This window comes from Escherichia sp. MOD1-EC6475, assembly GCF_003046645.1.
GTDB lineage: Bacteria > Pseudomonadota > Gammaproteobacteria > Enterobacterales > Enterobacteriaceae > Escherichia > Escherichia ruysiae.
In genome coordinates this window covers 59917-86050 of sequence record NZ_PZKQ01000052.1, presented here as the reverse complement: position 1 = coordinate 86050, position 26134 = coordinate 59917, and the positions used below count along the sequence as shown (strand labels likewise).

Annotated in this window: 27 protein-coding genes; 17 read left to right on the top strand and 10 right to left on the bottom strand. The window is 50.4% G+C overall.

Annotated elements, in window-relative coordinates:
- Positions 1-250 precede the first annotated feature (250 nt).
- The 6 genes from cmtB to A7589_RS16850 are packed head-to-tail and all read left to right on the top strand — an operon-like array spanning position 251 to position 5605.
- Positions 251-694: a PTS mannitol transporter subunit IIA gene (gene cmtB / locus A7589_RS16875; RefSeq protein WP_001236692.1), complete on the top strand. Its 444-nt coding sequence runs from the start codon at positions 251-253 to the stop codon at positions 692-694.
- 27 nt (positions 695-721) lie between these two features.
- Positions 722-2110: a PTS mannitol transporter subunit IICB gene (cmtA, locus tag A7589_RS16870; RefSeq protein ID WP_000428776.1), complete on the top strand. Its 1389-nt coding sequence runs from the start codon at positions 722-724 to the stop codon at positions 2108-2110.
- A 14-nt stretch (positions 2111-2124) separates the two neighbouring features.
- Entirely contained in the window at positions 2125-3402 is a 1278-nt protein-coding gene (locus tag A7589_RS16865; protein WP_108188930.1) for a zinc-binding dehydrogenase, read from the top strand.
- The gene (gene glpX / locus A7589_RS16860; RefSeq protein ID WP_000987284.1) at positions 3399-4364 is read left to right on the top strand and encodes a class II fructose-bisphosphatase; all 966 of its coding nucleotides are present in this window, start codon (positions 3399-3401) and stop codon (positions 4362-4364) included. Before A7589_RS16865 ends, glpX begins: the two co-directional genes overlap by 4 nt.
- Before the next feature lie 21 nt (positions 4365-4385).
- Positions 4386-4895 carry a fumarase E gene (gene fumE, locus A7589_RS16855; protein WP_000224150.1) on the top strand — a complete coding sequence of 170 codons (510 nt, stop codon included), beginning with the start codon at positions 4386-4388 and terminating at the stop codon, positions 4893-4895.
- Positions 4892-5605, top strand: coding sequence for a nucleoside/nucleotide kinase family protein (locus tag A7589_RS16850; protein WP_105282864.1), 714 nt, complete (start codon positions 4892-4894; stop codon positions 5603-5605). The genes fumE and A7589_RS16850 overlap by 4 nt, the downstream gene beginning before the upstream one ends.
- On the opposite strand, the gene A7589_RS16845 is transcribed toward A7589_RS16850, so the two are convergent.
- Genes A7589_RS16845 through A7589_RS16825 form a run of 5 tightly spaced genes read right to left on the bottom strand, consistent with a single transcriptional unit; the run spans position 5577 to position 8653 of the window.
- Entirely contained in the window at positions 5577-6254 is a 678-nt protein-coding gene (locus tag A7589_RS16845; protein ID WP_010358665.1) for an ABC transporter ATP-binding protein, read from the bottom strand. The two genes, A7589_RS16850 and A7589_RS16845, sit on opposite strands and share 29 nt — an antisense overlap.
- The gene (locus tag A7589_RS16840) at positions 6248-6925 is read right to left on the bottom strand and encodes an ABC transporter ATP-binding protein (RefSeq protein WP_000256983.1); all 678 of its coding nucleotides are present in this window, start codon (positions 6923-6925) and stop codon (positions 6248-6250) included. The genes A7589_RS16845 and A7589_RS16840 overlap by 7 nt, the downstream gene beginning before the upstream one ends.
- Positions 6913-7620, bottom strand: a complete 708-nt coding sequence (locus A7589_RS16835) for an energy-coupling factor transporter transmembrane component T (RefSeq protein WP_000553237.1) — start codon at positions 7618-7620, stop codon at positions 6913-6915. Before A7589_RS16835 ends, A7589_RS16840 begins: the two co-directional genes overlap by 13 nt.
- A complete protein-coding gene (locus A7589_RS16830; RefSeq protein ID WP_105282866.1) occupies positions 7621-8199 on the bottom strand; it encodes an ECF transporter S component in 579 nt (192 codons plus the stop codon). It abuts the gene before it with no gap.
- 22 nt (positions 8200-8221) lie between these two features.
- Positions 8222-8653: a PPC domain-containing DNA-binding protein gene (locus A7589_RS16825; RefSeq protein ID WP_000988686.1), complete on the bottom strand. Its 432-nt coding sequence runs from the start codon at positions 8651-8653 to the stop codon at positions 8222-8224.
- Between the two features lie 371 nt (positions 8654-9024).
- Between A7589_RS16825 and epd the strand changes: the two genes are divergently transcribed.
- From epd to srsR, 7 genes are all read left to right on the top strand, one after another.
- Positions 9025-10044, top strand: coding sequence for an erythrose-4-phosphate dehydrogenase (epd, locus tag A7589_RS16815; protein ID WP_000218494.1), 1020 nt, complete (start codon positions 9025-9027; stop codon positions 10042-10044).
- A 49-nt stretch (positions 10045-10093) separates the two neighbouring features.
- Entirely contained in the window at positions 10094-11257 is a 1164-nt protein-coding gene (pgk, locus tag A7589_RS16810) for a phosphoglycerate kinase (protein WP_000111269.1), read from the top strand.
- A gap of 92 nt (positions 11258-11349) precedes the next feature.
- A complete protein-coding gene (gene fbaA / locus A7589_RS16805; RefSeq protein WP_000034374.1) occupies positions 11350-12429 on the top strand; it encodes a class II fructose-bisphosphate aldolase in 1080 nt (359 codons plus the stop codon).
- 345 nt (positions 12430-12774) lie between these two features.
- On the top strand, positions 12775-13635 hold the full coding sequence (gene mscS / locus A7589_RS16795; RefSeq protein WP_000389808.1) for a small-conductance mechanosensitive channel MscS: 861 nt from the start codon (positions 12775-12777) through the stop codon (positions 13633-13635).
- A gap of 138 nt (positions 13636-13773) precedes the next feature.
- A complete protein-coding gene (argO, locus tag A7589_RS16790; protein WP_000493354.1) occupies positions 13774-14409 on the top strand; it encodes an arginine exporter ArgO in 636 nt (211 codons plus the stop codon).
- A gap of 92 nt (positions 14410-14501) precedes the next feature.
- A complete protein-coding gene (locus A7589_RS16785) occupies positions 14502-15242 on the top strand; it encodes an oxidative stress defense protein (protein WP_000669826.1) in 741 nt (246 codons plus the stop codon).
- Positions 15243-15409: 167 nt separating this feature from the next.
- Positions 15410-16306 carry a LysR family transcriptional regulator SrsR gene (gene srsR, locus A7589_RS16780; protein WP_000350789.1) on the top strand — a complete coding sequence of 299 codons (897 nt, stop codon included), beginning with the start codon at positions 15410-15412 and terminating at the stop codon, positions 16304-16306.
- Here srsR and scpC read toward each other — a convergent pair.
- The 5 genes from scpC to argP form a co-directional block, all read right to left on the bottom strand.
- Entirely contained in the window at positions 16303-17796 is a 1494-nt protein-coding gene (gene scpC / locus A7589_RS16775; RefSeq protein ID WP_491624857.1) for a propionyl-CoA:succinate CoA transferase, read from the bottom strand. The two genes, srsR and scpC, sit on opposite strands and share 4 nt — an antisense overlap.
- Before the next feature lie 10 nt (positions 17797-17806).
- Positions 17807-18592 carry a methylmalonyl-CoA decarboxylase gene (gene scpB, locus A7589_RS16770; RefSeq protein ID WP_000122067.1) on the bottom strand — a complete coding sequence of 262 codons (786 nt, stop codon included), beginning with the start codon at positions 18590-18592 and terminating at the stop codon, positions 17807-17809.
- A gap of 10 nt (positions 18593-18602) precedes the next feature.
- The gene (gene meaB, locus A7589_RS16765; protein ID WP_021551343.1) at positions 18603-19598 is read right to left on the bottom strand and encodes a methylmalonyl Co-A mutase-associated GTPase MeaB; all 996 of its coding nucleotides are present in this window, start codon (positions 19596-19598) and stop codon (positions 18603-18605) included.
- On the bottom strand, positions 19591-21735 hold the full coding sequence (gene scpA / locus A7589_RS16760) for a methylmalonyl-CoA mutase (protein WP_000073218.1): 2145 nt from the start codon (positions 21733-21735) through the stop codon (positions 19591-19593). The genes meaB and scpA overlap by 8 nt, the downstream gene beginning before the upstream one ends.
- A 201-nt stretch (positions 21736-21936) precedes the next feature.
- Entirely contained in the window at positions 21937-22830 is an 894-nt protein-coding gene (gene argP, locus A7589_RS16755) for a DNA-binding transcriptional regulator ArgP (RefSeq protein ID WP_000828352.1), read from the bottom strand.
- A gap of 439 nt (positions 22831-23269) precedes the next feature.
- Here argP and rpiA point away from each other — a divergent pair, with 439 nt between their 5' ends.
- The 4 genes from rpiA to A7589_RS16730 all read left to right on the top strand — a co-directional run bounded on the left by rpiA (position 23270) and on the right by A7589_RS16730 (position 26111).
- Complete coding sequence (rpiA, locus tag A7589_RS16750; RefSeq protein ID WP_024191163.1) at positions 23270-23929, top strand: ribose-5-phosphate isomerase RpiA; 660 nt, start codon at positions 23270-23272, stop codon at positions 23927-23929.
- A gap of 258 nt (positions 23930-24187) precedes the next feature.
- The gene (serA, locus tag A7589_RS16745) at positions 24188-25420 is read left to right on the top strand and encodes a phosphoglycerate dehydrogenase (RefSeq protein ID WP_001151617.1); all 1233 of its coding nucleotides are present in this window, start codon (positions 24188-24190) and stop codon (positions 25418-25420) included.
- Between the two features lie 238 nt (positions 25421-25658).
- Positions 25659-25718 (top strand): type I toxin-antitoxin system toxin IbsC, encoded by a 60-nt coding sequence (ibsC, locus tag A7589_RS16740; RefSeq protein WP_071524576.1) that lies wholly within the window; start codon positions 25659-25661, stop codon positions 25716-25718.
- Positions 25719-26051: 333 nt separating this feature from the next.
- Positions 26052-26111, top strand: a complete 60-nt coding sequence (locus A7589_RS16730; protein WP_100635201.1) for a type I toxin-antitoxin system Ibs family toxin — start codon at positions 26052-26054, stop codon at positions 26109-26111.
- Positions 26112-26134 lie beyond the last annotated feature (23 nt).

Here is a 26134-nt window from a genome sequence, read left to right as displayed (position 1 = left end):
GTTTTCGTACTTTCAAGCTATAAATGGTGAGCATGATCACAAACACAATAATCATAAATTTGTCTTATTTGCAATTCAACTCACAAACAGAAAGTTGACTTTATAATTACTAATCGCAACCTGTTGTTATTTATGGCTTGTTTGTTTTCCCTCTTCTGGTGTTTCGCCTTTTTAGCCCAATTGCTTTCAATTTTTTGCGCGCGTATTTTATTTTCACCGACAGTCGGTACTCTAAAAATAGGGATAATTTATGCGGCTTATTGATTATTTTCCAGAATCATCAATCTCAGTGATACATGCAGCTAAAGACTGGCAGGAGGCTATTGATTTTTCGATGGCATCATTATTAACAAAAGACTATATCAGCGAGAATTACATTCAGGCTATTAAAGATTCCACCATTAGCAATGGCCCTTATTATATTCTCGCACCAGGCGTGGCAATGCCTCATGCGCGACCGGAATGTGGGGCGCTCAAAACCGGGATGTCTTTGACGTTACTTAAACAAGGTGTTTATTTTTCCGGGAATGACGAACCGATTAAATTACTCATCGGGCTTTCTGCTGCCGATGCCGATTCGCACATTGGCGCTATTCAGGCGTTAAGTGAATTACTGTGCGAAGAAGAAATACTTGAACAACTCTTAACAGCATCATCAGAAAAACAATTAGCGGACATTATCAGCCGCGAATAATGACTCTCTCCTCTACAGGATAATATTATGGAAAACAAGTCTGCTCGTGCAAAGGTTCAGGCTTTTGGGGGCTTTTTGACCGCTATGGTCATTCCCAATATCGGAGCTTTTATTGCCTGGGGTTTTATTACTGCATTATTTATTCCTACCGGCTGGCTGCCGAATGAACATTTCGCCAAAATTGTCGGCCCAATGATTACCTATTTATTACCGGTGATGATTGGTTCTACCGGTGGCCACCTTGTCGGCGGTAAACGCGGTGCGGTGATGGGGGGCATAGGGACGATTGGCGTAATTGTTGGTGCTGAGATCCCCATGTTCCTGGGTTCGATGATTATGGGACCGCTTGGCGGCCTGATGATTAAATATGTCGATAAGGCACTGGAAAAACGCATCCCCGCTGGTTTTGAGATGGTTATCAATAACTTCTCATTAGGTATCGCCGGTATGGCTCTCTGCCTGTTAGGTTTTGAAGTTATCGGTCCAGCGGTGTTAATAGCCAATACTTTCGTCAAAGAGTGTATTGAGGCGCTGGTACATGCGGGCTATCTGCCTCTGCTGTCTGTTATCAATGAACCTGCGAAAGTGCTTTTCCTCAATAACGCGATCGATCAGGGTGTTTATTACCCGTTGGGTATGCAACAGGCTTCGGTTAACGGCAAATCCATCTTCTTTATGGTGGCGTCGAATCCGGGGCCTGGGTTGGGGTTGCTGCTGGCGTTTAGTCTGTTTGGTAAAGGAATGAGTAAACGTTCTGCGCCAGGTGCGATGATTATTCACTTTCTTGGCGGCATCCACGAACTGTATTTCCCGTATGTGCTGATGAAGCCACTGACCATTATTGCCATGATTGCGGGCGGTATGTCTGGCACCTGGATGTTTAACTTACTGGATGGCGGTTTAGTTGCAGGCCCAAGTCCGGGGTCTATCTTTGCGTACCTGGCACTGACGCCGAAAGGCTCGTTCCTTGCGACAATTGCCGGTGTTACGGTCGGCACCCTGGTCTCCTTTGTCATCACTTCTCTGATTCTGAAGATGGAAAAAACGGTGGAGACTGAGAGTGAAGATGAGTTCACCGAGTCAGCCAATGCGGTTAAAGCAATGAAGCAGGAAGGCGCATTTTCGTTAAGCCGTGTGAAACGCATTGCCTTTGTTTGCGATGCGGGGATGGGCTCCAGCGCGATGGGCGCAACCACCTTCCGTAAGCGCCTGGAAAAAGCGGGGCTGGCAATAGAAGTAAAACATTACGCGATAGAAAACGTGCCTGCGGATGCCGATATTGTGGTCACACACGCCAGTCTGGAAGGACGCGTGAAACGTGTGACGGATAAACCGCTGATATTGATTAATAACTATATTGGTGATCCAAAGCTCGACACTTTATTTAATCAATTAACCGCCGAACATAAACACTGATTACAGAGGTAAAAATGAAAACCAAAGTTGCTGCTATTTATGGCAAGCGGGATGTCCGTCTGCGCGAATTTGAACTGCCAGAAATTACCGATAATGAACTGTTAGTGAGTGTAATTTCTGACAGCGTTTGTTTATCGACCTGGAAAGCGGCGTTACTCGGTAGCGAACATAAACGGGTGCCTGACGATTTAGAAAATCATCCGGTCATTACCGGGCATGAATGTGCCGGGGTTATTGTCGAAGTGGGTAAAAATCTCACCGACAAATATAAAAAAGGCCAACGTTTTGTACTGCAACCGGCAATGGGATTACCCAGTGGATATTCAGCCGGATACAGCTACGAATATTTCGGCGGTAATGCCACCTATATGATTATTCCCGAAATCGCCATTAACCTGGGCTGTGTATTACCGTATCACGGTTCTTATTTTGCAGCGGCGTCGCTGGCGGAGCCGATGTGCTGCATTATTGGCGCTTATCATGCCAATTATCACACCACACAATATGTTTATGAGCATCGCATGGGCGTCAAACCTGGTGGCAATATTGCGCTGCTGGCGTGTGCTGGCCCGATGGGAATTGGCGCTATAGATTACGCCATTAACGGCGGCGTACAACCGTCGCGGGTAGTGGTGGTCGATATCGACGAAAAACGCCTGGCGCAGGTGCAGAAGTTGTTGCCGGTGGAACTGGCTGCAAGCAAGGGCATTGAGCTGGTGTATGTGAATACCAAAGGGATGAGCGATCCAGTCCAGACGCTACGGACGCTGACAGGAGATGCCGGGTTCGATGACGTGTTTGTCTATGCGGCGGTGCCTGCTGTCGTTGAGATGGCTGACGAATTACTGGCGGAAGATGGCTGCCTGAACTTCTTTGCCGGGCCAACGGATAAAAACTTCAAAGTGCCATTTAATTTCTACAACGTCCATTACAACAGTATCCACGTCGTCGGTACATCCGGCGGTTCAACGGACGATATGAAAGAGGCGATTGCGCTAAGCGCCACGGGGCAGTTGCAGCCGTCGTTTATGGTTACCCATATCGGTGGGCTGGATGCGGTGCCAGAAACCGTGCTCAATCTGCCGGATATCCCCGGCGGTAAAAAACTCATCTACAACGGCGTCACCATGCCGCTCACCGCCATTAGCGATTTTGCCGAAAAAGGCAAAACAGATCCGCTGTTTAAAGAGCTGGCGCGGCTGGTTGAGGAAACGCACGGTATCTGGAATGAGCAGGCCGAGAAATATCTGCTGGCGCAATTTGGCGTTGATATCGGGGAGGCCGCGCAATGATGTCCCTGGCGTGGCCATTATTTCGCGTTACGGAGCAGGCAGCGTTGGCTGCCTGGCCGCAAACCGGATGTGGCGACAAAAATAAAATTGATGGCCTGGCGGTCACAGCGATGCGCCAGGCATTAAACGATGTCGCTTTTCGTGGGCGAGTGGTTATCGGCGAGGGGGAAATTGACCATGCGCCGATGCTGTGGATTGGCGAAGAGGTGGGCAAAGGCGATGGGCCAGAAGTCGATATCGCGGTTGACCCGATTGAAGGCACCCGGATGGTGGCGATGGGGCAGAGCAATGCGCTGGCGGTCATGGCTTTCGCCCCACGAGACAGCCTGTTACACGCGCCCGATATGTATATGAAAAAACTGGTCGTTAATCGACTGGCTGCCGGGGCAATCGATCTGTCTTTGCCCCTTACAGAAAACTTGCGCAACGTAGCGAAAGCGTTAGGTAAACCACTGGATCGGTTACGTATGGTTACGCTGGATAAACCGCGCCTGAGTGCCGCGATTGAGGAAGCGACGCAGCTTGGCGTGAAGGTTTTTGCTCTGCCGGATGGCGATGTCGCCGCCAGCGTGCTGACCTGCTGGCAGGATAATCCTTACGACGTGATGTACACCATCGGCGGCGCGCCGGAAGGCGTTATTTCTGCTTGTGCTGTTAAAGCATTAGGCGGGGATATGCAGGCGGAATTAATCGATTTTTGCCAGGCCAAAGGTGACTACACCGAAAATCGACAAATTGCAGAGCAGGAGCGCAAGCGGAGTAAGGAAATGGGTGTTGACGTTAACCGTGTGTACTCACTCGACGAACTGGTGAGGGGAAAAAATATCCTCTTTAGTGCCACGGGCGTCACGGGCGGAGAGCTGGTGAACGGTATACAACAGACGGCGAATGGGGTGCGGACGCAGACATTACTGATCGGCGGCGCGGACCAAACGTGTAATATAATAGATTCCCTGCATTGATGGTGATCTATCGGAAGACGAATGGCGACGCTGACAGAAGATGATGTGCTTGAGCAACTGGACGCACAGGACAATTTATTTTCATTTATGAAAACTACGCATACCATTTTGCTCCAGGGAATACGCCAGTTTCTGCCGTCGCTGTTTATCGATAACGATGAAGAGATCGTGGAATATGCAGTGAAGCCGTTACTCGCCCAAAGCGGCCCGCTTGACGATATTGATGTTGCGCTGCGTTTGATTTATGCGCTGGGGAAAATGGATAAATGGCTGTACGCCGATATCACGCACTTTTCCCAGTTCTGGCATTACCTGAACGAACAGGATTCCCCCCCAGGATTTGCCGATGACATAACCTGGGATTTTATCAGCAACGTCAATAGTATAACCCGCAATGCGACTCTCTATGATGCGTTAAAGGCGATGAAGTTCGCCGATTTCGCCGTCTGGTCAGAGGGGCGTTTTACCGGGATGGTCAAAACGGCGTTGACGCTGGCAGTAACGACAACCTTAAAGGAATTAACGCCGTGAAAATTGAATTAACGGTGAATGGGCTGAACGTGCAAGCGCAGTACCATGATGAAGAGATAAAACACGTGCATAAACCATTGCTGCGCATGTTGGCCGCCTTGCAGGCGGTAAATCCGCAGCGGCGCACGGTGGTATTTCTTTGCGCTCCACCGGGGACGGGCAAATCTACGCTAACGACCTTCTGGGAATATCTTGCACAACAAGATCCCGAATTACCCGCTATTCAGACGCTCCCGATGGATGGTTTTCACCATTACAATGGCTGGCTGGATGAGCATCAGCTTCGCCCTTATAAAGGCGCACCGCAGACGTTTGACGTGGCGAAACTGGCGGAAAATCTGCGCCGGGCAGTGGAAGGGGATTGTACGTGGCCGCAGTACGATCGACAAAAGCATGATCCCGTAGAAGATGCGTTACACGTTACTGCACCGATCATTATCGTAGAAGGAAACTGGCTGTTGTTGGATGACGAGAAGTGGCGCACGCTTGCGCAATTTTGTGATTTCTCGATCTTTATCAACGCGCCCGCAGCTGCGTTACGGGAACGGCTGGTGGGGCGCAAGCTGGCGGGAGGGTTATCGCTGGCAGACGCTGAAGCCTTTTATGAACGTACCGACGGCCCAAATGTTCGCCGGGTGCTGGAACAGAGTCTGCCGGCAAATTTGACCTTAATGATGACGGCTAGCGGTGAATATCGTCTGGCGGATTGATGTCTCTCACTACACCGCCTTCCAGTCTCACAACGCGAGAAAAATGACGCCGGGTAAACGCGGCGTCATGGCTGATTGCCACCACGCTTGCACCACGCTGGTGGCACTTTTCCAGCCAGCTTTCAAATACCGCCAGCCATTGGGCATCAAAATCCCGGCTCGGTTCGTCAAGTAATAACAGCGGCGGGGCGAGAGCTTCCAGACTGGCGACGGCGACCATCCTTCGCTGTGCGCTATGCAGATCCAATGGATGCGCGCTGGCAACGTCTGCTAACTGACAACATTGCAGGGCGTATTCGGTGCGTTTCGCGATGTCTGCGGGTGAGTATTTTTGTAATTTCAGGCCAAACGCGACCTCTTCAGCGACGGTGCTATGAAACAGCTGGTTTTCCACTTCCTGAAACAGCACGCCAATCTTTGCCGCGCGTTGGCGGTTCTTAAGCGTATGTAATGCCTGTTGTTGCAATATTACTGTACCGGAAGATGGGGGAAGAAGACCCGCCATGATGCGTAACAGTGTCGATTTACCCGCGCCGTTGTCGCCGGTCAGCGCCAGCCATTCACCTTGTTTGAGTTGCAGAGAAATGTCGCAAAGACAATCCGTTGCCGCACCTGGCCAGCGATAAGTTACCTGATTTAACGTTAACATAATGACCGGAGCACTCCGTTTTGCAGTTGCCACGCTTGCTGGCAATAGTTCAGGAAAGGTGTGCGATGACGTTCAAAAAGAATAATCAGCGAATCACATTCCAGCGCCCAGTGTTGTAAACGCTGCAACAGCATTTCGCTGGCTTGCGACGTCAGTCGGCTAAAGGCTTCATCAAGAATTAATAGTTTTGGTTGCATGGCGATAGCGCAGGCGATGACCACGCGTTGGGTCTCTCCGCCGGAGAGCGTTGCTGGATGACGATGGCGCAACGGCTGGCACTCGGTCAGGGTCAGGGCGGCGTCAATGCGCGCCATAACCTCGGCTTCTTCCAGACACAGATTTTCTGGTCCAAACGCAATTTCCTCTTCCACGCTGAAGGTACAGCCAGAAAGCTGCAAATAGGGAGATTGCTGGACGAGTTGAATGGTAGCGGCTTGTTCGTTTAGTGAGAGTTGCCCAATAGGCGTATTGAGGAGCATTCCCATGCCAGCGATATCACCCGGCAGGAAGTCCGGATACCAACCCGCCATCAGCTGCGCCAGCGTGCTTTTGCCGCTGCCGTTGTCCCCAAAGATGGCGACCATCCCCGGTTTGTCATAGTGAAAGTCATAACAGAACGGAGAGTGCGTTGAGTGCGTCGGGCAATAGCGAAACTGTTCTAACGTAACCATAGCCACACTCCGGGTTCTGCCAGTATCAGCAATATCATGGTGTAACGAGACACTTTTTGTAATTTACTGTCAGGTGGTGCCCATAGCGTAGTGCGCCGGTTATGTAAGCGAAATGCCCGCATATCCAGCGCCGCACCACGGATTGCCAGATCGTTAAGCGCATTGTGTGTTAGCGGAATAATTAACGCCGGCATCGCACGTAAACGCTGATACCAGCCTTCATCCAGCGGCACGCCACGCGCACGCTGTGCTTCATGAATAATTGCTAATTGTCGTTTTAACTGCTCAACGACCAGCAGCGGTCCGGCAAACAGATAAGCGACGCCCGGCGGCAGGCGAGAAGCAAACAAAGCGCGGATAAAACATTGCACGGGTACGTACTGCATCCACAACTGCGAAGTGGAAACAATAGCCAGAATGCGCAGCCAGAGCGTAATAGCAAATGCCCAACGTTCAGGATTGCGCGGCGTTCCGCTTATCCATTCTGTCAGCCAGCCACCGTGCACTAGCCACAGCCCGACCCCCAGCGAAAACATCAGCCAGGCGACATATTTTGCCCGTCGCCGCGTGGCTTTTAACGCAATAAGGCAGAGAAAGGTCGCCGCGCTATAGACCGGCAAAATGGTCTGCGCGGGCAGGATTAGCGTGGTGCAGGCCGCCAGCGCCCACAGCGTTAATGAGGTAAACGGATGCATTTAGCGCACGGCTGCCATCGTTGGAAAATGGCGCGTAGTGCGAATCGGCAGTTGTCGCAGTAAAAGCCAGACAATCACCGCCGTGAGAATTTTATCGACCAGGTTCGCGCCTATCACCGTAATCGCCACCGATTCCACCAGGTTTTGCCCCATAGAGTGCATCCAGGCAACGAACAAATCGGCTCCGCTACCGGTTACGCCGCCGAACAGCGCAGTACGTAACGGTACAGCAACGACTGTGACCGCCAGGGTAATAATCACGCCGCTGACAACGACTTTCGGTAGGGTGCGAAACCAACCCACCCGCGCCAGCCAGCCCGCGACCAGACCAATGATCATCGCTACGGGGGCAAAAGCGGCGGCGATCGGGTCGGTCAATAATCCCCAAAGTAAATTGGTCAGTAAGCCGGTCAACATACCGACCACCGGCCCAAGCAGTACCGCGCTAATAAGCGTGCCGATGGAGTCGAGAAAAATAGGTAGTTTGACCATGCTGGCCAGTTGCCCGCCGATCATATTGATGGCGATAGAGATAACGATCAGCACCAGAGCCTGACTGGAAAAGTGGCGAAGCGCCATAAGAAAACCTCTCTGAAAATAGTTAGTTAACGGGGGAAATATGCAACTCGTCGTAACCAGAAAGTGCACAAGGTTGGCGACTAAATGCCAGTTCTTCCAGGCAGCCGATCACCAGTTCAAGCGTGGTGCGCACGGTACAGCCGGGCATCATATGACCGCCAAGCATCGCGCCGTGTTGGTCGGAAACGCAGAGATGAAGATGTTCGCCCGTCTGTTCCAGCGTGCCGTTCAGTGCGATCACTTCAAACTTACCGCTTAGAAGGGTGGTGTTTTCTTGCCCGGCATAGCGCAAAGCAACATCAGCCAGACTGCCGGTACAACCAGCAATCCACGCAGCGTGAAGCTGTTGCTGCTGTGCGAAGGCGCGTAATTGAGAGAAAACTTCCTGATCGGGAAGCAGGCGCAGCGCGTAAAAGCGTGCAGTTGAAGAATAAGGGGGAGGCAATGTCATCATTGAAGTACTCCGAAACTCGGACGTATTGCGGATGATATCGACGCTGCATCAGTCATATTCTGATATAAGTCAGGGTTTATGACGGCACAACGAAAAGATTTTGCTACGCTTATTCGTGATTCTGCCAGGTGGAATAATTCCTGGTGAACCAGAGCGAAAAACGTGACGTAAGTCAGATAATTGTCTTCTTTGACTGGACAATCATTCCTTTTATTCCGCGTTTCGCTTATCCTAGCTGAAGCGTTTCAGTCGATTAAATGTTCGACAATTAACCAATCAGTCGCGATTTGCGACAGGTAAGGTTTTCCCGAACGATTTGCTGGACTACTCTGTCTGGCAAATTTGCTTAGAGAAAGCCTTGCAGGAGACCTATGACCGTACGCGTAGCGATAAATGGCTTCGGTCGCATCGGGCGTAATGTGGTTCGTGCTGTGTATGAATCCGGACGCCGGGCGGAAATCACCGTGGTGGCAATCAACGAATTGGCGGATGCTGCGGGCATGGCGCATTTGTTGAAATATGACACCAGCCATGGCCGTTTTGCATGGGAAGTACGTCAGGAACGCGATCAACTCTTTGTTGGTGATGACGCCATCCGCGTATTGCATGAACGTTCACTGCAATCGCTTCCCTGGCGTGAACTTGGCGTCGATGTGGTTCTCGACTGCACTGGCGTATATGGCTCCCGCGAACATGGCGAAGCGCATATTGCCGCCGGGGCCAAAAAAGTGCTCTTTTCACATCCTGGCAGTAACGATCTCGACGCGACCGTTGTTTACGGCGTCAATCAGGATCAACTTCGTGCGGAACACCGCATCGTTTCTAACGCTTCCTGTACTACGAATTGCATAATTCCCGTCATCAAATTGTTAGATGATGCGTACGGTATTGAGTCCGGCACTGTGACCACAATTCACTCCGCCATGCACGATCAACAGGTTATTGATGCATACCATCCTGACCTGCGTCGCACCCGGGCAGCCAGTCAGTCGATTATTCCGGTCGATACAAAACTGGCCGCTGGTATCACGCGTTTTTTCCCGCAGTTTAACGATCGTTTTGAAGCGATTGCGGTACGCGTGCCAACCATAAATGTGACGGCAATTGATTTAAGCGTGACGGTGAAGAAACCTGTAAAAGCCAATGAAGTCAACCAGTTGCTGCAAAAGGCGGCACAAGGTGCATTTCATGGTATAGTTGACTATACGGAATTACCGTTGGTCTCTGTAGATTTTAACCACGATCCGCACAGTGCCATTGTCGATGGCACCCAAACCCGGGTCAGTGGCGCACACCTGATCAAAACGTTGGTCTGGTGCGATAACGAATGGGGCTTTGCTAACCGAATGCTCGACACGACGTTAGCGATGGCTACTGTTGCTTTCAGGTAAGACGCAAGCAGCGTCTGCAAAACTTTTAGAATCAACGAGAGGATTCACCATGTCTGTAATTAAGATGACCGATCTGGATCTTGCTGGGAAACGTGTATTTATCCGTGCGGATCTGAACGTACCAGTAAAAGACGGGAAAGTAACCAGCGACGCACGCATCCGTGCTTCTCTGCCGACCATCGAACTGGCTCTGAAACAAGGCGCTAAAGTGATGGTAACTTCCCACCTGGGTCGTCCTACCGAAGGCGAGTACAATGAAGAATTCTCTCTGCTGCCGGTTGTTAACTACCTGAAAGACAAACTGTCTAACCCGGTTCGCTTGGTTAAAGATTACCTCGACGGCGTTGACGTTGCTGAAGGTGAACTGGTTGTTCTGGAAAACGTTCGCTTCAACAAAGGCGAGAAGAAAGACGACGAAACTCTGTCCAAGAAATACGCTGCACTGTGCGACGTGTTCGTAATGGATGCATTCGGTACTGCTCACCGCGCGCAGGCTTCTACTCACGGTATCGGTAAATTCGCTGACGTTGCGTGCGCAGGCCCGCTGCTGGCGGCTGAACTGGACGCGCTGGGTAAAGCACTGAAAGAACCAGCTCGTCCGATGGTGGCTATCGTTGGTGGTTCTAAAGTTTCTACCAAACTGACCGTTCTGGACTCCCTGTCTAAAATCGCTGACCAGCTGATCGTTGGTGGTGGTATTGCTAACACCTTTATCGCGGCACAAGGCCACGATGTGGGTAAATCTCTGTACGAAGCAGACCTGGTTGACGAAGCAAAACGTCTGCTGACCACCTGCAACATCCCGGTTCCGTCTGATGTTCGCGTAGCAACTGAGTTCTCTGAAACTGCTCCGGCTACTCTGAAATCTGTTAACGACGTGAAAGCTGACGAGCAGATCCTGGATATCGGTGACGCTTCTGCGCAAGAACTGGCTGAAATCCTGAAGAATGCGAAAACCATTCTGTGGAACGGCCCGGTTGGTGTGTTCGAATTCCCGAACTTCCGTAAAGGTACTGAAATCGTGGCTAACGCTATCGCAGACAGCGAAGCGTTCTCCATCGCTGGTGGCGGCGACACTCTGGCAGCAATCGACCTGTTCGGTATTGCTGACAAAATCTCCTACATCTCCACTGGCGGCGGCGCATTCCTCGAATTCGTGGAAGGTAAAGTACTGCCTGCAGTAGCGATGCTCGAAGAGCGCGCTAAGAAGTAAAAAAATCACAGGGCAGGGAAACCTGCCCTTGTTTCAGCGCGCTTTTAAAGCACGCACTTTTTCTACAGCCCGACGATACAGGACAAAGAAACATGTCTAAGATTTTTGATTTCGTAAAACCTGGCGTAATCACTGGTGATGACGTACAGAAAGTTTTCCAGGTAGCAAAAGAAAACAACTTCGCACTGCCAGCAGTAAACTGTGTCGGTACTGACTCCATCAACGCCGTACTGGAAACCGCTGCTAAAGTTAAAGCGCCGGTTATCGTTCAGTTCTCCAACGGTGGTGCTTCTTTTATCGCTGGTAAAGGCGTGAAATCTGACGTTCCGCAGGGTGCTGCTATCCTGGGCGCGATCTCTGGTGCACATCACGTACACCAGATGGCTGAACACTACGGTGTTCCGGTTATCCTGCACACTGACCACTGCGCGAAGAAACTGCTGCCGTGGATCGACGGTCTGCTGGACGCAGGTGAAAAACACTTCGCTGCTACCGGTAAACCACTGTTCTCTTCTCACATGATCGACCTGTCTGAAGAATCTCTGCAAGAGAACATTGAAATCTGCTCTAAATACCTGGAGCGCATGTCCAAAATCGGCATGACTCTGGAAATCGAACTGGGTTGCACCGGTGGTGAAGAAGACGGCGTGGACAACAGCCACATGGACGCTTCTGCACTGTACACCCAGCCGGAAGACGTTGATTACGCATACACCGAGCTGAGCAAAATCAGCCCGCGTTTCACCATCGCTGCTTCTTTCGGTAACGTACACGGCGTTTACAAGCCGGGTAACGTGGTTCTGACCCCGACTATCCTGCGCGATTCTCAGGAATATGTTTCTAAGAAACACAACCTGCCGCACAACAGCCTGAACTTCGTATTCCACGGCGGTTCCGGTTCTACAGCTCAGGAAATCAAAGACTCCGTAAGCTACGGTGTAGTGAAAATGAACATCGATACCGATACCCAATGGGCAACCTGGGAAGGTGTTCTGAACTACTACAAAGAAAATGAAGCTTACCTGCAGGGTCAGCTGGGCAACCCGAAAGGCGAAGATCAGCCGAACAAGAAATACTACGATCCGCGCGTATGGCTGCGTGCCGGTCAGACTTCGATGATCGCTCGTCTGGAAAAAGCATTCAAGGAACTGAACGCGATCGACGTTCTGTAAGATATTCCTTTTTGCTTATCTCAAGACCCGCTTTGCGGGTCTTTTTTTTCGCCAAAAGAAAAATTGCCTGATGCGCTACGCTTATCAGGCCTACGTGAACTTAAATGCTTTCGTAGGACGGATAAGGCGTTTACGCCGCATCCGGCATGAACAAAGCGCACCTTGTCAACAATCTGAGGAGGCCAGCATAGCGGGCTTTTTTTCGCCAAAAGCAAGGTGATGCAGATGAGAATTTTGTGATCTATTTGGCAAAATTATACTTTATTGTTTACCCTTGTCAGACCGCCCGTCATAAGGCGGCGGAGTGTATTTCTCCATTTTGAGTCAGTTAAAAAGGAATATTGAATGGAAGATTTGAATGTTGTCGATAGCATACACGGTGCAGGTTCCTGGTTGGTGAACAACCAGGCGCTGTTGCTGAGTTATGCTGTAAACATCGTGGCGGCTCTCGCGATTATCATTATCGGTTTGATTGTCGCGCGGATGATCTCCAACGCGGTGAATCGCCTGATGATCTCCCGTAACATAGATGCCACCGTAGCTGATTTTATCTCTGCATTAGCCCGATATGCGATTATTGCCTTTACGCTGATCGCAGCGTTAGGTCGCGTGGGCGTTCAAACCGCATCGGTTATCGCCGTGCTGGGTGCCGCAGGTTTAGCTGTAGGTTTGGCGTTGCAGGGTTCTCTGTCTAACCTGGCCGCTGGCGTGTTGCTGGTACTGTTCCGCCCGTTCCGTGCCGGTGAATATGTCGACCTCGGCGGTGTTGCCGGTACAGTGCAGAGCGTGCAGATTTTCTCTACGACTATGCGCACCGCAGACGGTAAAATTATCGTTATCCCGAACGGTAAAATTATTGCCGGTAATATTATTAACTTCTCTCGCGAGCCTGCGCGCCGTAACGAATTTATCATTGGTGTGGCGTATGATTCCGATATCGATCAGGTGAAGCAGATCCTGACCGATATTATCCAGTCTGACGATCGCATTTTAAAAGATCGCGAAATGACCGTGCGTCTGAACGAGCTTGGTGCATCCTCGATTAATTTCGTGGTCCGCGTCTGGAGCAACAGCGGCGATCTGCAAAACGTTTACTGGGATGTGCTGGAGCGTATTAAACGCGAATTTGATGCCGCTGGTATCAGCTTCCCGTACCCGCAAATGGATGTGAATTTTAAGCGGGTGAAAGAGGACAAAGCTGCATAATCAACACTGAGGCCAGATAATACTATCTGGCCTCTCTCTTATTAGTTATTCTGATTGCCAATTAATATTATCAATTTCCGCTAATAACAATCCCGCGCTATAGTCTCTGCATCAGATAATTAATTCGGAATGTTTAACGTGTTTTCTTATTATTTTCAAGGTCTTGCACTTGGTGCGGCTATGATCCTGCCGCTCGGTCCACAAAATGCTTTTGTGATGAATCAGGGTATTCGCCGCCAGTACCACATTATGATTGCCTTACTTTGTGCAATCAGCGATTTGGTTCTGATTTGCGCCGGGATTTTTGGCGGTAGCGCGTTACTGATGCAGTCACCGTGGTTATTGGCCTTAGTGACCTGGGGCGGCGTTGCCTTCTTGTTGTGGTATGGCTTTGGCGCTTTTAAAACGGCGATGAGCAGTAATATTGAGCTGGTTAGTGCTGAAGTCATGAAACAGGGACGCTGGAAAATTATTGCCACCATGCTGGCAGTGACCTGGCTGAATCCCCATGTTTATCTGGATACCTTTGTGGTATTGGGGAGCCTCGGCGGGCAGCTCGACGTCGAACCAAAACGCTGGTTTGCGCTTGGGACGATTAGCGCCTCTTTCTTGTGGTTCTTTGGTCTGGCGCTTCTCGCTGCCTGGCTGGCACCGCGTCTGCGTACCGCCAAAGCGCAGCGTATTATTAATATTATTGTTGGTGGCGTAATGTGGTTTATCGCCCTACAGCTGGCGAGAGATGGTATTGCCCATGCACAAGCCTTGTTCAGTTAGGCGCTATCTTATGGAAAATAAAAACAGAGACGCTAAGCTTGCCTACAGAGGTTTTGAATTTTGGGCAAGTAAATTAACACGGAGAGACTAACGTGAAGTTCAAAGTTATCGCCCTGGCGGCATTGATGGGTTTCAGCGGGATGGCAGTACAGGCCAATGAACTACCGGATGGTCCGCACATTGTCACTTCAGGAACGGCAAGCGTAGATGCAGTGCCAGACATTGCCACTCTTGCTATTGAAGTTAATGTGGCAGCGAAGGATGCTGCTACCGCCAAGAAACAAGCGGATGAGCGCGTGGCGCAATATATCTCTTTCCTTGAACTCAATCAGATCGCGAAAAAAGATATCAGTTCTGCGAATTTACGTACCCAGCCAGATTACGATTACCAGGATGGCAAAAGTATTCTGAAAGGCTATCGGGCAGTGAGAACGGTAGAAGTAACAGTTCGTCAGTTAGACAAACTGAATTCGTTGCTGGATGGTGCGCTGAAGGCCGGTCTTAACGAAATTCGTTCTGTTTCGTTGGGCGTAGCGCAACCGGATACCTATAAAGATAAAGCGCGTAAGGCAGCGATAGATAACGCGATTCATCAGGCGCAGGAGCTGGCAAATGGCTTTAATCGCAAACTGGGACCGGTGTATAGCGTGCGCTACCATGTTTCCAACTATCAGCCCAGCCCGATGGTTCGGATGATGAAAGCTGATGCCGCGCCGGTTTCTGCTCAGGAAACTTACGAGCAGGCCGCTATTCAGTTTGATGATCAGGTGGATGTGGTCTTCCAGTTAGAACCCGTTGATCAGCAACCTGCAAAAACACCTACCGCACAATAATACATTTAGCCCGACTCATTTGTCGGGCTAATGTCTTCACCTTATATCGTCTCCTTTTTCTGTAATTTTCTGTAAAACCATGATGCAATTACCTATCTTTGCTCGCAATTTCATCAAAGATTGAATAACTGAAACGGTTAAGCGGACAGTGATGTTTGGGAGAGGGTATGGATATTTTTATTTCAAAAAAGATGCGCAATTTTATTTTATTAGCGCAAACCAATAATATTGCTCGGGCAGCAGAAAAGATTCATATGACGGCTTCACCGTTTGGCAAAAGTATTGCCGCGCTGGAGGAGCAAATTGGTTATACGCTGTTTACCCGTAAAGATAACAACATTAGCCTTAATAAAGCCGGGCAGGAACTTTATCAAAAACTATTCCCGGTTTACCAACGACTTTCTGCTATTGATAATGAAATTCATAATTCCGGGCGTCATTCTCATGAAATTGTCATTGGCATCGATAATACTTATCCGACGATTATTTTTGATCAGCTAATCAGTCTTGGTGATAAATATGAAGGGGTGACTGCTCAGCCGGTTGAGTTTAGCGAAAATGGGGTTATCGATAATCTCTTCTACCGTCAGTTTGATTTTATTATCTCTCCGCAGCATGTATCCGCCCGAGTAAAGGGGCTGGAAAATCTAACTATCAGCGAACTGTCGCCGCTGCGGCTAGGGTTTCTTGTTTCCCGCCGTTTTGAAGAACGTCAGGAGCAGGAGTTATTACAGGAGCTACCGTGGTTACAGATGCGCTTTCAGAATCGCGCTAACTATGAAGCGATGATTGATGCGAACATGCGCCCTTGTGGGATCAATCCAACAATTATTTATCGCCCCTACAGTTTTATGGCCAAAATCAGCGCCGTTGAGCGCGGACATTTTCTGACAGTCATTCCACATTTTGCCTGGCGACTGGTGAATCCGGCAACGCTGAAATATTTTGATGCGCCGCATACGCCAATGTATATGCAGGAATATCTCTATTCACTGAAAAATCATCGCTATACCGCCACGATGCTACAGCAAATTGCTGAAGATCGTGATGGTACGAGCAATTAACCCAGCATTGAACCCGTTTCGATCAAGTTACGATGCAGATCGAAAACGTGGCTAAGATCGTGGTGAATATGCCCGCCAGGGGCATTTTCCAGATAGCGATGCAGATAGTCACGATACATGGGATGGGCGCAGTTATCGATGATAGCGCGTGCGCGCTGAAGTGGAGAGAGGCCGCGCAGATCGGCGATCCCTTGTTCAGTGATGATCACTTTCACGCTGTGCTCGCTGTGATCAACATGACTACACATCGGCACGATGGTTGATATTTTTCCTTCTTTGGCGATCGACGGCGCCATAAAGATCGACAGATAAGCATTGCGTTCAAAATCACCGCTGCCGCCGATACCGTTCATTAAATTAACACCGGCAACATGCGTTGAGTTGGCGTGCCCGTAAATATCAAACTCCAGGCCGACGTTCAGAGCGATAACACCAAGGCGGCGGATAATTTCCGGGTTATTGGAAATCTCCTGCGGACGTAACACAATGCGACAGGAGAAATAGTCCATATTGTCATAAATCTTACGCAGTGAATCGGCAGAGATAGTCAGACTGGAGGCGCTGGCTCCGGTGATTTTTCCAGTTTCCAGAAGATGAACTACTGATTCCTGTAGCACTTCCGAATACATCATAAACGGTGGAATATCCGGGTTATCCCCGAGACGCGCCATTACCGCATTATTGATGTTGCCTACCCCACTTTGCAGTGGCAGAAATTCCGGCGGAATGCGCCCCTGTGCCATTTCACGTAATAAGAAGGTAACCACATTGTCGGCGATCTGTTGGCACATGGGATTTTGCTTATCCAGCAGCTTACCTGCATCAGGTAAGTTGGTTTCCACGACCGCGACAATCTTTTTCGGATCAATTTGCACATAACGAGTACCGACGCGATCCATCGCATGGAAGATCGAAACGCTATTGCGTCGCGGTGGTGCGCCAGGAATCACAATATCCGCCAGTTCCGCAACGCGCGGATCATGATAGTGATTGAGTTCAATGATTACTTTCTTGGCCCGCAGTAACCAGGTCGGAGCGTTACCGATCCCACTGGTTAACCAGACACGTCCATCCGGCGCGATGGCTGAGGCTTCAATTACCGCAACATCAATGTCGCCGAAGAAGCCGTAGTTAACCATTTGCGCGACTTCGCTCAAGTGTAGATCAACAAAACTGACTGCCCCCTGATTGATCTTTTGGCGTAACCCAGATGATGTTTGATACGGAGCGCGCCATGAAACGGCGTTAGCTTCAGAGAGCACGTCATCGGCGGCGGCGCTAATTGACGCTCCGGTTAGCAGGCGAATCTGGTACGGTTTTTTCGCCTCATGTTGTTCGTTGGCACGATGAGCAATAGCGACAGGTAGAGCTTTAGGTGAACCCGCAGGGGTAAAGCCGCTGAATGCTACCATATCATTGTGCTGGATAATTTCCGCCGCTTCATCGGCGGTCATCCTTGCCCAGATCATATTCATCTTTTGCTCCTTCATTCGCTGAGCATTAATGCCCGACGAAAGTAGGTTTACGTTTTTCCAGGAAAGCGTTCATACCTTCCTGATAATCCTCGCTGTCATAAACCGCTCGGCGCATCCCCTGAATACGTTCAAATTCGTCTGAATTCATCGTGTGCGCCTCGCCCAGCACGCGCAGTTCTTCCTTGATTACCGCGATCGCCAGCGGTGCTTTTTCGGAAATGTGGTGCGCCATTTGCAGGGTGAAATCTTCCAGCTCGCTGATGTCAACAACGTGGTTGAGAATGCCAACAGCCAGCGCGCGTTGGGCGGTGACTGGCGAAGCAGTAAATATCAGTTCTTTGACGATGTGGAAGCCCGCGTCGCGGGTCAGGTTGTGGATGCCCACCAGGTTATACGGTACGCCAAGGTTAACTGGGGTCATTGAGAAGGTCGATGTGCTGGCGGCGATGATCAGATCGGAACTCATGATCATTTCAAAAGCACCTCCCCAGACGCTACCTTCGACCATTGAGATAATCGGTTTCGGGCATTTTTGGATCATACGGGTAATTTGCCGTAGCGGATCATCGTAAGAGAGAGGATCGCGACCGCCTGATGGCAATTCATGGATGTCGTGGCCTGCGGAGAATACTTTGGAACCACTCGGGGCACGCAGAATGATACAGCGAATTTCGGGTCGGTTGAGATCGCTTAGTGCCTGGATCAGGTCGTCAATAAAGACTTTACTCAATGCATTGAGTTTGCGGCCATAGTTAAACTCAATGACCGCCACTTTGTTGATGATAATGACATTAACATACTGATAAGACATAAAAATTCCTTTAATCAAAATATTGAGTCTGGATAAATTCACTGAGCTGCCGCAAACCGGTGCGCGGCGAGAGCGTATTGTTTTTGACTGCTAATAGCGTCTGGCGGTAATAGCGATCGAAATCTTCATTCGCGAACAGGTGGTGCAGCACCTCTTCTTCGGTTTGTTTACGCAGCCATTCCACCGATTGTTGTTGCCGCATTTGTTGCAAACGACCGCTGGCGGTAAGTGCGGTTTTGAAATCGATAATTGCGCGCCAAATCTCATCGATACCGCATTTTTCCAGCGCGCTACAGGTAAGAACCTGCGGCTGCCATTCGTCATATTTGCGACGCAGAATATGCAGAGCGCCCTCGTACATGTGGCGGGCAATGGCGACATTCGCGTGGTTATCTCCATCGTCTTTGTTAATGACAATCAGATCTGCCATCTCCATCAGCCCCTTTTTAATGCCCTGGAGATCATCACCACCACCGGCGATTTGCAGTGAGATAAAACAGTCCACCATGCGGGCTACTTCGGTTTCTGACTGCCCGACGCCGACGGTTTCAACGATCACCACGTCATAACCCGCCGCTTCGCATAACAGCATTAACTCCCGCGCCCGCTGGCTGGCGCCGCCCAGATGACCGGATGATGGAACCGGGCGAATAAATGCCGTATCGGCACGCGCCAGTTCGGTCATCCGGGTCTTATCGCCAAGAATGCTGCCACCGGTCACTGGGCTGCTGGGATCGACGGCAATTACCGCGACTTTCAGCCCCTGGCGAATCAGCAACATACCGAAAGCTTCAAGAAAGGTGCTTTTCCCCGCGCCAGGTGTGCCGGTAACGCCCAGGCGCAGTGCATTTCCACAAAACGGCATGATGGCGTCGAGCAACTGAGTACTTAGTTCCTGATGACGTGGATGACGGCTTTCTACCAGCGTCATCGCCTGGGCGAGCGTGGCACGCTCACCCTGACGTAAGCGCCGAATGTTGTCTGTCAGCGTGGCTTCGTTAATCATGACGCTGGCTAATCCGATTCAGTACATCACGTACGCTGTCGAGCATGGGAGTACCCGGACCATAAATCGCTGCCACGCCACGTTCTTGCAGGAAGGCATAATCCTGCGGTGGAATAACGCCGCCAGCGACTACGCAGATATCTTCGCGTCCCCATTTTTTGAGGGCTTCTACCAGTTCCGGGATCAGTGTTTTATGCCCGGCAGCGAGTGAGGACGCCCCCACCACATGAACGTCGTTTTCCACCGCCAGGCGGGAGATCTCTTCTGGTGTCGAGAACATCGGACTTAAATCAACGTCAAATCCAAGATCGGAATAGGCGCTGGCAATAACTTTGGCCCCGCGATCGTGTCCATCCTGCCCCATTTTGGCGATCAGAATGCGCGGGCGACGGCCGTTATCCGCGAGGAACTGTTCCGTTTGCGCAACAATCGCATCAAATTCGCAAGCTGATTTTTCCGACTGATGATAGCTTTGCGCAATCACGCCGGTAACACACTGGCTCGGCACCAGATAACGGTCAAAAGCGGCTTCCAGCGCATCGGAGATTTCACCCAATGTCGCGCGAACGCGTGCCGCATTAATAGCAGCAGCCAGCAGGTTTTCGTTTTGCAGTGCCGCATTAGTCAGAGCATTCAGTGCGGTGGTTACGGCAGCATCATCGCGGGTGGCGCGAATATGCTCCAGTGAAGCAATCTGCTCGTTACGTACCATCACGTTGTCTATCTCAAGGACATCGGTTTCGTCTTCGTGATCCAGCTTGTACTTGTTAACACCAACAATCACTCGTTTGCCCTGATCGATCAGTGACTGCTCACGCGCAGACGCTTCTTCGATCATTCGTTTTGGCAAACCCGCTTCGATCGCTTTCGCCATGCCACCAGCCTCATCGATCTGTTGGATAATAGCTCTGGCTTGTTTAACGATCTGATCGGTCAACGACTCAACGTAATAAGATCCGGCCAGCGGATCGACGGTGCGGCAGATTTCTGACTCTTCCTGAATGATTATCTGAGTATTACGGGCTATACGTGCCGAGAAGTCGGTTGGCAGCCCAAGAGCCTCATCAAAAGCGTTGGTATGCAGTGATTGTGTACCGCCAAGTGTGGCGCCCAACGCTTCAATGGTGGTGCGGATAACGTTGTTATAGGGATCTTGCTCGGTGAGACTCCAGCCTGAGGTCTGACAGTGGGTGCGCAGTGCCAGTGATTTTGGATCTTTGGCTCCAAATCCGCTTACCGCCTCACTCCAGAGATAACGTGCGGCGCGCAGCATGGCGACGTTCATGAAAAGATCCATACCGATGCCAAAGAAAAACGACAGGCGCGGGGCAAAGTCGTCAATTTTCAGGCCAGCAGAAAGTGCAGCTTTGATGTACTCAATTCCATCAGCGAGAGTAAACGCCACCTGCTGCACGCAGTTAGCTCCCGCTTCGCCCATGTGGTAACCGCTAATACTGATGGTATTAAAGCGCGGCATATTGCCGGAACACCAGGCGATGATGTCAGCGATAATACGCATAGACGGTTTTGGCGGATAAATATAGGTATTGCGGCAGAGGTACTCTTTCAGAATGTCGTTCTGGATGGTGCCTGTGAGTTTATCGGGTGTAACGCCTTGCTCTTCAGCGGCCACAATATAAAACGCCAGGACCGGCAACACCGCCCCGTTCATAGTCATCGATACCGACATTTGATCCAGCGGGATCTGGTCGAATAGCACCTTCATATCTTCAACGGTGTCGATAGCGACGCCTGCTTTACCGACGTCGCCTGAAACGCGCGGATTGTCAGAGTCGTAACCACGGTGGGTGGCGAGGTCAAAGGCAACGGAAAGGCCCTTTTGCCCGGCAGCGAGGTTACGGCGATAAAAGGCGTTAGATTCTTTTGCCGTGGAGAAACCAGCATACTGACGAATGGTCCACGGTTGAGCGGTATACATGGTGGCACGTGGACCACGAACGTAGGGGGGCAAGCCTGGAAGGGTGCCGGTTACTTCCAGATTGTCGAGATCGGCTTCGGTATACAACGGCTTGATGGTTATCCCTTCCGCCGTTTGCCGTACCAGTGAGTCGACGTTTTTCTCCCGACGGCTCAATTCCTTGTTGGCAAGTTGTTGCCATTCCTGCACGTTAGACATTATTTGCTCCATAAAACGCAATCAAAATGGTGGGATGCGCTTACGGTGAGCTTTTTACACGGGGTTGTCGCCAGCAAAAAAAATGCATTGGGACGTCGTTTTTTGCCGCGTGAGATTTGTCTGTTTCGTGACGTTGTTCAAAGAAGGTAAAAAGAAAAAAGGAAAATGCCTGATATGTGCTACCAGGCATTAAGTGATTGATTAATCCTGACGAAGCACTTTGTGACCATAGTCGAGCAAAGCATCGGTGACTTTACGCATCATGCGGCTTTCTGGGGCAAAGCGGTGCCAGTAGAGCATTCGCCGTTGAAACAGCCCTGGCGTAAGGTCGATCAGCTCGCCGCTCGCCAGTTCTTTCTCAATTTGCAGGTGTGGGATCATACAGCAGGTTGTTCCCTGGCGAGCGAGTTGAACGAAGGCTTCAGACGAGTTAACGATATGGCACGGCACGCTACCTGGCGGGAGATCGAAGTTTTGCTGTAAAAATGCCTGGTGCATATCGTCAAGATGGTCAAACGCCACCACCGGTGCCTTGAGCAGCGCGGAGCGGCTTACTCCATTGGGAAAGTATTTTTCAGCAAATGGTCTGGAGCTGACGAACAGATAGTCGAGCGCGCCAAGTTTATCGACAAGACAACTGGGCAGCGCCTGATGTTGAATACTCACCGCGCCAACCACTTCACCGCGACGCAGACGTTCCTGGGTGCGGGTTTCATCTTCCACCTGCAAGTTCAGACGAATAGGGGAATCAGCCAGCACCGGAGCCAGCGCCGGTAGCAGCCAGGTTGCCAGACTGTCAGCGTTGACCGCCAGTGAAAGTAGTAGCGGGGTTGAACCGGTTTGTTCATCCCCCAGCCACTCTTCTTCCAGCAATTCGACCTGGCGAAGCAGTGCCAGCAGTTTTTGCCCTTGTTCTGTAGGTCGCGGCGGGACAGTACGCACTAATAACGGCTGCCCGAACATATTTTCCAGCTGCTTAATGCGCTGTGAGACGGCTGATTGCGTAATGCACAATTTCTGTGCCGCGCGCTCAAATCCTCGTTCACGTATTACCGCATCCAGTGCCTGTAATGTTCTGTAGTCCGGGCGTTTCATTGCTTTAACCTGCTCCTCAAATTTTCTTATGCCGAACTATGACATAATTTTGCTTTGGGTACAGAGCATTTAACGTATACAAAAGCAGCCATAATGGAAATTTTGACTGACAACACCGTGTTTTTTTAGGCTTTGTGGAGCGTACAGGCAAGGTTCTGTGGGCGAGTTACTGGCACTGGATGTGATTTTTATTGGTAATATTATCAATTAATTGTATTACAGAGCTTCACCTTTATCGGCGTAGTTTCAGATATGCAGACTGGGGGATAGAAGGGTAATTCTGATGCCTCCTGATACCCAGCTTTGCCGGGGTGAAAGGGGATGTCCGCCATTGTCTGTTATTTCATGGATGAGTTATCCGTACGACTTGCTGACGGGGTCTGAATCGCTTTTTTTGTATATAATGCGTCTGAAATTTCATACCACAGGCGAAACGATCATGACGCAGGATGAATTGAAAAAAGCAGTAGGATGGGCGGCACTTCAGTATGTTCAGCCCGGAACCATTGTTGGTGTTGGTACAGGTTCCACCGCCGCACACTTTATTGATGCACTCGGCACGATGAAAGGTCAGATTGAAGGGGCAGTTTCCAGCTCGGATGCATCCACTGAAAAACTAAAAAGCCTTGGCATTCATGTATTTGACCTCAATGAAGTTGACAGCCTCGGCATCTACGTTGACGGTGCAGATGAAATCAACGGTCATATGCAGATGATCAAAGGCGGCGGTGCGGCGCTGACGCGTGAAAAAATCATCGCCTCGGTTGCAGAGAAATTTATCTGCATCGCGGACGCCTCCAAGCAGGTCGATATTCTGGGCAAATTCCCGTTGCCGGTGGAAGTGATTCCGATGGCGCGTAGTGCAGTGGCTCGTCAACTGGTGAAACTTGGCGGTCGTCCGGAATATCGTCAGGGCGTGGTGACTGATAACGGCAACGTAATCCTCGACGTCCACGGTATGGAAATCCTTGATCCGGTGGCGATGGAAAATGCGATTAACGCGATTCCGGGTGTGGTTACTGTTGGTCTGTTTGCCAACCGTGGTGCGGACGTCGCGCTGATTGGCACGCCTGACGGCGTTAAAACCATTGTGAAATGATCTGACGGGGGAGTTCGTTCCCCCGTTAAAAATTTTTTGCATTGTTAAATTTGGTGACATCTATCACGTTTTTAACTCACTTTTGCCTAACTCGCTAAAGAAAGTCTCATCTTCAGCATTTTCTTCTGTTAATCAACCTCTCGTGATATTTCCTCAACATCGCGACGCAAACGTTCATATTGCCGCATTATTATTTTTTGATATGTTGAAAGGCGGATGTAAATCCACACACAACATTTCAAAGACAGGATTGGGTAAATGGCAAAGGTATCGCTGGAGAAAGACAAGATTAAGTTTCTGCTGGTAGAAGGCGTGCACCAAAAGGCGCTGGAAAGTCTTCGCGCGGCAGGTTACACCAACATCGAATTTCATAAAGGCGCGCTGGATGATGAACAATTAAAAGAATCCATCCGCGATGCCCACTTCATCGGCCTGCGATCCCGTACCCATCTGACCGAAGAAGTGATTAATGCCGCAGAAAAGCTGGTCGCTATTGGCTGTTTCTGCATAGGCACAAACCAGGTTGATTTAAATGCTGCGGCAAAACGCGGGATTCCGGTATTTAACGCACCGTTTTCGAATACGCGTTCTGTCGCTGAGCTGGTGATTGGTGAACTTCTGCTGCTATTGCGCGGAGTGCCGGAAGCCAACGCCAAAGCGCACCGTGGCGTGTGGAACAAACTGGCGGCGGGGTCTTTTGAAGCGCGCGGCAAAAAGCTGGGTATCATTGGTTATGGTCATATCGGTACGCAGCTTGGCATTCTGGCGGAGTCGCTGGGGATGTATGTTTACTTCTATGATATTGAAAACAAACTGCCGCTGGGCAACGCGACGCAGGTGCAACATCTTTCCGACCTGCTGAATATGAGTGACGTGGTGAGCCTGCATGTGCCTGAAAACCCGTCCACCAAAAACATGATGGGCGCGAAAGAGATCTCGCTGATGAAGCCCGGCTCGCTGCTGATTAACGCTTCGCGCGGTACTGTGGTCGATATTCCGGCGCTGTGTGACGCACTGGCGAGCAAACATCTGGCTGGTGCGGCAATCGACGTATTCCCAACAGAACCGGCGACCAACAGCGATCCGTTTACCTCACCACTGTGCGAATTCGACAACGTCCTGCTGACGCCGCACATTGGCGGTTCGACTCAGGAAGCGCAGGAGAATATCGGCCTGGAAGTTGCGGGTAAATTGATCAAGTACTCTGACAATGGATCCACGCTCTCTGCGGTGAACTTCCCGGAAGTCTCGCTACCGCTGCACGGTGGCCGCCGTCTGATGCACATCCACGAAAACCGTCCGGGCGTGCTGACTGCGCTGAACAAAATCTTTGCAGAGCAGGGCGTTAACATCGCCGCGCAGTATCTGCAAACGTCTGCTCAGATGGGCTACGTAGTTATTGATATTGAAGCAGATGAAGACGTTGCTGAAAAAGCATTACAGGCAATGAAAGCGATTCCGGGCACCATTCGCGCCCGTCTGCTGTACTGATTCCCTTCTCTGACAAACAACGGGCAGGTCGCTGACTTGCCCGTTTTTTTATCCTTTTTCCCGCGCTTATCACTGCATTTGCAGTGTGCTGCAATCGCCTTTGCGAGTCTGCTCGAAGAAATAAATCAAAGCCAGATCAATGCGTTGCCTTTATTCGAAGAGGATTTACGATGGCGGGACAGCACAGGGCTGTAACGGTAAAGCCCTCACCGAAGCGAGGGCTTGAAGGAGAAGGGTTATGATGCGACTTGTCATCATACTGATTGTACTGTTACTCATAAGTTTCGGAGCTTATTAACAGTCAGTCACAGGGGAGGAGCAATCCTCCCTTACCCTTACTCACTAAATTAGGTCAAAGAATCAACGATGTCAATCAGGGCGATGCGGGAGGCGTCGCCCTGAACCGATCTTTTTGATAGTCACATCACTGTCCTCGTTTACTGCCGTAATAAATCTCTTTTGCCCACAATGTATTCATACCTTGCATGATGTTTTACGAGCGCGCTCGAAGAAAAGATTTAAAGCCAGATCAAAGCGTTGTGGTTATTTAAAGAGAGTTTACGATGGCGGGGCAGCACAGGGCTGTAACGGTAAAGCCCTCACCGAAGCGAGGGCTTAAAGGAGAAGGGTTATGATGCGACTTGTCATCATACTGATTGTACTGTTACTGATAAGTTTGCCAGCTTATTAACAGTCAGTCTCAGGGGAGGAGTA